The 8,710-nt window shown below is 67.9% G+C and carries 8 protein-coding genes; 4 read left to right on the top strand and 4 right to left on the bottom strand.

Translation table 11 applies throughout. The features are described from left to right. Positions 1-257: 257 nt before the first annotated feature. Positions 258-920, bottom strand: a complete 663-nt coding sequence (locus DBR34_RS05585) for a hypothetical protein (RefSeq protein ID WP_128096032.1) — start codon at positions 918-920, stop codon at positions 258-260. A gap of 21 nt (positions 921-941) precedes the next feature. Next, positions 942-1,601: an orotate phosphoribosyltransferase gene (gene pyrE / locus DBR34_RS05580; RefSeq protein ID WP_128096031.1), complete on the bottom strand. Its 660-nt coding sequence runs from the start codon at positions 1,599-1,601 to the stop codon at positions 942-944. Between the two features lie 194 nt (positions 1,602-1,795). On the opposite strand from pyrE, the gene DBR34_RS05575 reads away from it, so the two are divergent. The 3 genes from DBR34_RS05575 (at position 1,796) to DBR34_RS05565 (ending at position 4,275) form a co-directional block, all read left to right on the top strand. Next, complete coding sequence (locus DBR34_RS05575) at positions 1,796-2,596, top strand: exodeoxyribonuclease III (RefSeq protein ID WP_128096030.1); 801 nt, start codon at positions 1,796-1,798, stop codon at positions 2,594-2,596. Next, on the top strand, positions 2,593-3,963 hold the full coding sequence (locus DBR34_RS05570) for an MFS transporter (protein WP_128096029.1): 1,371 nt from the start codon (positions 2,593-2,595) through the stop codon (positions 3,961-3,963). The genes DBR34_RS05575 and DBR34_RS05570 overlap by 4 nt, the downstream gene beginning before the upstream one ends. 84 nt (positions 3,964-4,047) lie before the next feature. Continuing rightward, positions 4,048-4,275 (top strand): hypothetical protein, encoded by a 228-nt coding sequence (locus DBR34_RS05565; RefSeq protein ID WP_038690954.1) that lies wholly within the window; start codon positions 4,048-4,050, stop codon positions 4,273-4,275. 68 nt (positions 4,276-4,343) lie between these two features. Here DBR34_RS05565 and DBR34_RS05560 read toward each other — a convergent pair whose 3' ends face one another. Both DBR34_RS05560 and DBR34_RS05555 read right to left on the bottom strand, forming a co-directional pair. Then, on the bottom strand, positions 4,344-5,471 hold the full coding sequence (locus tag DBR34_RS05560) for an anhydro-N-acetylmuramic acid kinase (protein WP_128096028.1): 1,128 nt from the start codon (positions 5,469-5,471) through the stop codon (positions 4,344-4,346). A gap of 89 nt (positions 5,472-5,560) precedes the next feature. Next, positions 5,561-7,036, bottom strand: a complete 1,476-nt coding sequence (locus tag DBR34_RS05555) for a M23 family metallopeptidase (RefSeq protein ID WP_128096027.1) — start codon at positions 7,034-7,036, stop codon at positions 5,561-5,563. A 168-nt stretch (positions 7,037-7,204) separates the two neighbouring features. Between DBR34_RS05555 and tyrS the strand changes: the two genes are divergently transcribed. Then, positions 7,205-8,416 carry a tyrosine--tRNA ligase gene (gene tyrS / locus DBR34_RS05550; protein WP_128096026.1) on the top strand — a complete coding sequence of 404 codons (1,212 nt, stop codon included), beginning with the start codon at positions 7,205-7,207 and terminating at the stop codon, positions 8,414-8,416. The last annotated feature ends 294 nt before the right edge of the window (positions 8,417-8,710 follow it).

Below are 8,710 nucleotides of genomic sequence, written 5' to 3'. Positions count from 1 at the left end.
CTGCCCGGCTGCCCGCAACGCATCCCCTGCTCCGGATCTACGGCAGCGGGGCAGAGCCCCGCTCTACGACGGCGGGGCGCCCACGACGGCGGGGCGCCCACGACGGCGGGGCGCCCACGACGGTGGGGCGCCCACGCTGGTGGGGTGCCCACGCCGGTGGGGCGCCCACGCTGGTGGGGTGCCCCGTGCCGGTTCCCCTCCGCCCCAAAAAAAAAGGCGGCCCAAGGCCGCCTTTCATTCCCTGCACACCCGCGCGTTTACCCGCGCGGATCGGTACCCGCACCCTTCAACAACCGGTACCGCTGCAGCGTCTCCTCGATCTCCACATCCAGCGCACGGCGCTGCTGCTCGAACGAGGTCTGCATGCGCAGCTGCGCCACCAGTTCGGTGTGCCGCTGGCGAATGCTCGCCGCCTGCTTCTCGGCCACCGGTTGCCCGGCCAGCTCGCGGTCCCCGGCGCTGCCCAGCAGGCTCACCAGCGCGTCGCGCAGGCTGGCCACGTTGTAACGCGCGGTCTGCACGTTGTTGTCGATGATGCCCGTGCGCTCCACGAATACCCGGCGCAGGTCATTCTCGTTTTCATACGTGGACAGCATCGCCTGCTCGGTGCGCTGACGGGTCTGCTCGGCGGCCAGGTCGAGCTGGCGCTGGGCGGCGGCCACCGCCGCCTCGGCGCGCTCTTCCTCGGTCAACGTGCGCTCCACCTCACCACGGCGCAGGCCGCTGGTGGCGCTGAACTCCTCGCGCGCGTTGTTGATCGCCTCCTGCGGCAGCGTATCGCTGCAGATGCGCTCGGACCCCTTGTTCCAGCAATACAGCTTCTTCGCCTTCGCCTCGCCCTTGCCGCTCTGCGCGTACACGGGCACCGTGGCGACGGCCAGCAACAGGCCGATGGCGGTGATCGAAACAATCCTGGACATGGTGGTCAGAGCCCCCTGCTCTCAACGCGTAGGACGGGTGCCGTAGCGGGACCGGTAGTCCTCCAGCGGCTGCCGGTACCCCACAAGTTCCGGATTTCCGGAGGCAAAATCAAGCAGGTCGGCCAGCGTGGCCACGGCCACCACCGGAATGCCGGCTTCCTCGGCCACGGACTGCGCCGCCGACCGGCGGTCGGTTTCCGAGGCGATCTCCTGGCGGTCCAGCGCCACCACGATCCCGGCCGGGGTGCCACCGGCGTCCTTGATGATGCCCAGGGCCTCGCGGATGGCGGTGCCGGCGGTGATCACGTCGTCCACGATCAGCACGCGCTTGCCATTCATGTCCGCGCCGATCAGGTTGCCACCTTCACCGTGGGCCTTGGCTTCCTTGCGGTTGAACGACAGCGGCAGGTCGCGGCCGCGCTGGGCGAACTCGCAGGCGGTCGCGGTGGCCAGCGGGATGCCCTTGTAGGCCGGGCCGAACACCACGTCGAACTTCAGTCCGGTGGCTTCCACCGCGTCGGCGTAGCAGGCGGCCAGCTGGACCATGCGCGCGCCCGAATCGAAGCGGCCGGCATTGAAGAAATAGGGGCTCAGGCGGCCCGACTTGAGGGTGAACTGGCCGAAACGCAGGGCATCGGCGGTCAGGGCCAGTTGCAGGAAACGGTGGCGATGGTCGCTCATCAGGACTCTATTCAATTCATTTGGACCGCAAATCCTAATGCATGGGCGCATTTTTCGCCCTGCGGGGCCCCGCGGCGCGGGGTCGCAGCCGGGGCAGGGGGCCCCGCCGGCACACTGTGCCGCCGCATTCCGGCACGCCGCGGCAAGGTCTTCCCGGTATGCTTTCCCGGTTACCGTTTCAGACCTGGACCCGCATGCGCATCATCAGCTTCAACGCCAACGGCATCCGTTCGGCCGCCACCAAGGGCTTCCTCGACTGGTTCCGCGCCCAGGACGCCGACGTGCTCTGCATCCAGGAGACCAAGGCTCAGGAAGACCAGCTGACCGACCCGATGTTCCGCCCGGACGGCCACCACTGCTTCTACCGCGACGCCATCACCAAGAAGGGCTACAGCGGCGTGGCCATCTACAGCAAGCGCGAGCCCGACCAGGTCATCACCTCGCTCGGCTGGGCCCCGTTCGACGACGAAGGCCGCTACATCGAGGCCCGCTACGGCAACCTCAGCGTGGTCTCCTTCTATATCCCGTCGGGCAGCTCGGGCGACCTGCGGCAGGGCTTCAAGTACGAAGTGATGGAGTGGCTGCGCCCGATCCTGGCGCAGTGGCTGGTCAGCGGCCGCGACTACGTGCTCTGCGGCGACTGGAACATCGTGCGCTCGGCGCTCGACATCAAGAACTGGAAGTCCAACCAGAAGAACTCCGGCTGCCTGCCGCCCGAGCGCGACTGGCTCAACGGTCAGTGCGTGGATAACGACCAGGCGCTGGACATCGCCGCCGGCCAGGGCTGGACCGACGCCTACCGCCTGCTGCACCCGCAGGGCGAGGACTACACCTGGTGGAGCAACCGCGGCGCGGCCCGGGCCAACAACGTCGGGTGGCGCATCGACTACCAGTTCGTCAGCCCCGGCCTGCGCGACCGCCTGCGCGCCTGCTCGATCTACCGCGATGAGCGCTTCTCCGACCATGCCCCGTTCACGGTGGACTACGCCCCATGAGTGAAGCGGTCGCCAAGCCGCGCCGCCCCTGGCAACGGGTGCTGGCCAATCTGCGCCAGCGCAAGGTGCTGGCCATGCTGCTGCTGGGCTTCAGTTCCGGCCTGCCGATCTACCTGGTCGGCAACACGCTCGGCTTCTGGATGCGCAAGGAAGGCATCGAGCTCACCACCATCGGCTTCCTGTCGTGGGTGGGCCTGGCCTACTCGATGAAGTTCCTGTGGGCACCCTTGGTGGACAAGGTCAATGCGCCGCTGCTGGGGCGCTTCGGCCGCCGCCGTGGCTGGATGCTGCTGTCCCAGCTGGTGGTGGCCGTGGCGCTGGTGGGCATGGCGCTGGTCCAGCCCAAGGGCGGCCACTTCGTCTTCCTTGGCATCGCCTGGGAACACCTGGTGGTGTTCGGGGTCATGGCCACCGTGGTGGCGTTCGCGTCTGCCACCCAGGACATCGTCATCGATGCCTGGCGCATCGAGATCGCCGAGAACAGTGAACAGCTCGGGCTGCTGACCTCCTCGGCGGCGCTGGGCTATCGCACCGCGCTGCTGGTGACCGATGCGCTGATCCTGCTGATCGCCGCTCGGGTGGGCTGGCAGATCTCCTACGAAATCATGGCCGGGCTGATGGCGCTGGGCGTGGTGGCCGTGGTGATGGCCAAAGAGCCGGCGCGCGCGCAGCTGGCGGTGCAGACCCAGGCCGCCGCGTTGTGGACGCCGCGCGGCCTGTTCGACGCACTGGTTGGCCCGTTCGTGGCCTTCCTGCGCGAACACCGCAGTGGCGCGATCCTGATCCTGCTGGCCATCAGCATCTACCGCATGGCCGATTTCATCATGGGCCCGATGGCCAACCCGTTCTACGTCGATCTCGGGCTGGCCGAGGAGACCGTGGGCGCGGTGCGTGGCTCGGTCGGGCTGGTGGCCACCTTCATCGGCATTGCCGCTGCCGGCCTGGTGTCGGTGCGCTGGGGCGTACTGGCCACCTTGCTGGTCGGCGCGGTGCTGGGCCCGGCGTCGAACCTCGCCTTTGCGTGGCTGGCCTATGTCGGCCCGGACCCGACCAGCTTCGCCATCGCCATGGCCGTCGACAACATCTCCGGCGGCTTTGCCGGCACCGCATTGATCGCCTACATGTCCAGCCTCACCAGCATCGGGTACACCGCCACCCAGTACGCCTTGCTGAGCTCGTTCTATGCAATGCCGGGCAAGGCGCTGAAGGGCCTCTCCGGCTGGGCGGTGCAGTCGCTGGCCCAGGGCCGCACCCTGCTGGAGGGGTATGCGCTGTTCTTCACCGGCACCGCGCTGATCGGCATCCCGGTGGTCATCCTGTGCGCGTTGTTGATCCGGCAGCAGCGCAGACGCGCCGCGGCGGCCTGACCTTTGCGGTTGCCCGGCGCCCCCCGCTGCGCCATGATCGACCCCGTTGTGCCGTGGGGGCGGTGCTTGCCAACGGGGAGAACAATGGTCGATCTGCTGCTGCGGGATCTGGACCCGCTGTTGAACGAACGCATCCGGCGCGTGGCCGTCGCACGCGGCTGGACCCGGGAATACACCTGTGTGGTGCTGCTGGAGCAGGGCTTGTTCACCAGTGAACTGGAGGTCCGCAGCGGCTTCCAGAGCCCGGAAGTAGACGCCCTGGCCGACGCCATCGCCGCGTTGCAGGCCCTGCCAGACGCACAGGGCGTGTAGAGCCGGGCTCTGCCCGGCTGTTCGTGTTCCCCGTGCCAAGGTCTGCCATTGCCGGGCAGAGCCCGGCACTACGCCAGATGGATCGCCCCCAGAATCCGCGGTCCACGCGCCCCACTCACGCTCGGCAGGTTCCCCGGCAACCCGTCCAAGGTGCGCTGCGCCAACCACGCAAACCCCATTGCCTCCAGGTAATCCGGGTCCAGCCCGTGCACCGCGCTCGACTCGATCACCACCCCCGGCAGCCGCGCCGCCAGCCGCCGCAGCAGCTGCGGATTGCGCACCCCGCCGCCGCACACCAGCACCCGCGTGGCGCCCGGCAGGTGCGCCAGCAGCGCGTCGGCCACGGTCGCGGCGGTCAGCTCCAGCAGCGTGGCCTGCACATCGGCCGCCGCGTGCTGGCCCTCGGCCATCGCCGCCTCTGCCCACGTCAGATGGAACTGCTCGCGCCCGGTGCTCTTCGGCGGCGGCAGCGCGAACCACGGCTCGGCCAGCCACTGCGCCAGCAACGTCTCATCGACCTGCCCACTGGCCGCAAACGCGCCGTCGGCATCGAACGGCACGCCTCGATGGCGCTGGCACCACGCATCCATCAGCGCATTGGCTGGGCCGGTATCAAAGCCGCGCGGCACGCCGTCGCGCGGAATCAGGGTCAGGTTGGCAATGCCGCCCAGGTTGAGGATCGCCCGGTCTTCCTCGGCGGTCCCCAGCATGGCCAGGTGGAAGGCCGGCATCAGCGGCGCGCCATGCCCCCCGGCCGCCACGTCGCGGCGGCGGAAATCGCCCACGGTGGTGATACCGGTGGCTTCGGCAATCCGGTTGGCATCGCCCAGCTGCATCGTGAAGGCCGGGTCGGCCAGCGGCCGGTGGCGCACGGTCTGCCCGTGCGAGCCGATCGCCCGCACCTGCGCCTGGTCCACGCCGCTGCGTTCCAGCAGGGCATTGGCCGCGGCGGCGAAGGTGATCCCGATCTGCGCATCGATCCGCCCCAGCGTATCCAGCGATTCGACAGCGCCGCCTTCGCCGAGCGCAATCAGTTCCGCGCGCAGCGCCGGGTCCCACGCATGGGTGTGGCCGGCCACGAACCGGCAGCCGCCCGCCTCGGGAAACTGCACCAGCGCGGCATCGATGCCATCGGCGCTGGTGCCGGACATCAGGCCCAGGTAGAGCGGGGTATGCGGGTCAACGACAGCGGTCATGGCGGCACAGTCAAAACGGGGTGCGCCCAGCTTCCGCGCAACCCGTTGCCGCCGTCAATGCGCGCGTGTCCGCGCGCTGTACCGGGCGATCAGCCGCGGCTGCGCTTGGTCGGCTTGGCCACGCTGGCGCTCTGCGTCTGGGCCTCGGCGTCGGCCGGGGCGGCCTGCGGCGCCGGGCTGGCGTCGGCGTAGATCAGCTTTTCCATGCCCTGGATACGGGCCAGCGCCGGCGCGGTCTGCGCGCGGAAGGCCACCAGCTCGGCACCCTTCAGCGGCTCCGGCGGCGGCATCGTTACCGACAGCGGGTTGCGGTGCTCGCCGTTGACGCGGAACTCGTAGTGCAGGTGCGGGCCGGTCGCCATGCCGGTCGAGCCCACATAGCCGATCACCGTGCCCTGGGCCACGCGCTGGCCGGTCTTGATCGCCCCGAAGCGCGACATGTGCCCGTACAGGGTGGTGTGGCCGCGGCCGTGGTCCAGGATCACCACGTTGCCGTAGCCGCGCTGGGTGCCGGCGAACTGCACGCGGGCGTCGCCGGCGGCCATGATCGGGGTGCCGGTACGCGCGGCGTAGTCCACGCCCTTGTGCATGCGCATCTTGCCCAGCACCGGGTGCTTGCGCGCGCCGAAGCTGGAGCTCAGCCGCGCGAACGGGATCGGCATGCGGATGAAGCTCTTCTTCAGCGGCCGCCCGCTCACGTCGAAATACTCCGACTTGCCGTTGCGGTCGAAGCGGAAGCCGCTGTAGGTCTTGCCGCCAGAGGTGAACGTGGCCGCCAGGATCTTGCTGGTGTCCACCTTCTCGCCTTCGCGCCAGGTCTCATCCAGCACCACGCTGAAGCGGTCGCCCGGCTGCAGGTCCTTGGAGAAGTCGATGTCGTACTTGAAGATCTCGTCGGTCATGGTCGCAATCGCCGACGGCGACAGCCCGGCCTTGCGCGCGGCCGCATACAGTGAACTGGTGATTTCCCCGCTGGCCACGATGCGGCGGGTGGACGACTCACGCTTGATCACCTTCTCGGCAATCTTGCCGTCGGCCAGCGACAGCTCGACCCGGTTGTCGGCATCGCGGTCGAAGCGGATGGTGCGCAGGTCGCCGGACAGCGGCAGGTCGAAGGCGATCTCCGCGCCGGGGCGCAGCTTGGTCAGCGCCTCACGCGCGCCCGGGTGCTCCAGCACCTGGTGCATCACCGTGGCCGAAATGCCGGCCTCGTCGAACAGGTTGCTCAGGGTCTGGCCGCGCTGCACCCGCAGCACCTGCCAGCTGTCGCCCGGTACCTGCTTCTGGCGTTCCAGCGACAGCGGCGGCAACGGCAGGGCCAGCGTGGAGTGGCCGACCGAGTAGGGCGATTCAATGGTGTGCGAGAAGCCCGGCACGATCGTGGCCACCAGGGCGCCGATGGTGGCGAACAGGCTGGCGTGCATCCAGTGCCGGCGCGTCCAGCGCTGGTTGAAGGCCGCGGGAAGATGCTGTTTGAGCTTCCGATGCAGGGCGGTGTCGTGGAGGACGTGGAGACGTTCCTTGAAGCGCGTCTTGCGCGCGCGGCCTTGATCGGAATTGAGCATCGTCGGTCTGTTCCTGGCTGGCCCGGGAGCGCGGGCCCAAACGTCGGTAACATAGACAGGTATAAATACCGCGTCAAACCCTTGTGCCTATTGGCTTTTGTGAAGCGCTTGCGGTTAACTAGTACTTAACGTCATTCATATAAATAAGGCATTGCCGGGAGCTGTCACGTGTCATCGATTGAAGAAGCCATCGCCCTGATCGGTCGCGGTGCCGACGAAGTCCTCAAGCCCGAGGAGCTGCGTCAGCGCCTGGAAAGCGGCCGCCCGCTGCGGATCAAGGCCGGTTTCGACCCCACCGCGCCGGACCTGCACCTGGGCCACACCGTGCTGCTGAACAAGCTGCGCCAGTTCCAGGACCTCGGCCACCAGGTCATCTTCCTGATCGGCGACTTCACCGGCATGATCGGCGACCCGTCGGGCAAGAACGTCACCCGCAAGCCGCTCAGCAAGGACGACGTGCTGGCCAACGCGCGCACCTATGAGGACCAGGTCTTCAAGGTGCTGGACCGCGACAAGACCGAGGTGCGCTTCAATTCGGAGTGGTTCGGCACGATGGGCGCGGCCGACATGATCCGCCTGGCCGGCCAGCACACCGTGGCACGCATGCTGGAGCGCGATGACTTCGCCAAGCGCTATGCCGCCCAGCAGTCCATCGCCCTGCACGAGTTCCTGTACCCGCTGGTGCAGGGCTACGACTCGGTGGCGCTGGAGGCGGACGTCGAGCTCGGCGGCACCGACCAGAAGTTCAACCTGCTGATGGGCCGCGGCCTGCAGGAGCACTACGGCCAGAAGCCGCAGATCGTGCTGACCATGCCGCTGCTGGAAGGCCTGGACGGCGTGGCCAAGATGTCCAAGTCGCTCAACAACTATATTGGTATCAGCGAACCGGCCATCGACATCGTCACCAAGACCATGAAGATCGGCGACGACCTGATGTGGCGCTGGATCGAGCTGCTCTCCTTTGATATCAGCCAGGCTGAAGCGCTCAGCCTGCGCCAGCAGGTGGAGGCCGGCGGCCTGAACCCGCGTGAGGTCAAGCTGCGCCTGGCCCGTGAGCTCACCACCCGCTTCCATGACGCCGCCGCGGCCGAACAGGCCATCGCCGGCTGGAATGCGGCCGTGACCGGGCAGGGCGATGTGACCCTGTTGCCGCTGCAGGAAGTGGTGATCCCGGCCGAAGGCCTGCGGATTGGCGCGCTGCTCACCGCTGCCGGGCTCACCCCGAGCAACTCCGAAGCCTCCCGCAAGCTCAAAGAGCGTGCGGTGAAGGTGGATGGCGAGGTCGTGGAGGACGCCCAGCAGGTGTTCGTGCCCGGTTTCGAAGGTCTGGTGCAGGTGGGCAAGCGCAACTTCGCCCGGGTCCTGCTGGTCTCGGCCTAAGTGGCACAAGGGGTTCGGGCAGTTCCGGACCCCTATAGGATGAATGGGAGGGCGGCAGCGTGAAAAAAGTCGTCCCACCCCCTTCACAAACGAGGTGGAAAGGGACATACTTTCCCTCCCCCGACGCAGGGGTCGCCGCAAGGCGGCAACCGCGGAAGTAACCGGACGCCAACCACTTCGAAAGAAGGTGTTGACGGAAACGAAAAGCCTGACATAATAGGCGGCTCGCAACGACGAAAGCCTCTCGGGGCAAACGACGAAGCGGCATCGGCAACAACGTTTCACCTCGGTGAA

Origin of the sequence: Stenotrophomonas sp. HMWF003, from assembly GCF_003061285.1 — a bacterium.
Lineage (GTDB): Bacteria > Pseudomonadota > Gammaproteobacteria > Xanthomonadales > Xanthomonadaceae > Stenotrophomonas > Stenotrophomonas maltophilia_AP.
Note: the sequence above shows the minus strand (reverse complement) of the source record. Positions and strands in the feature narration are given on the sequence as shown.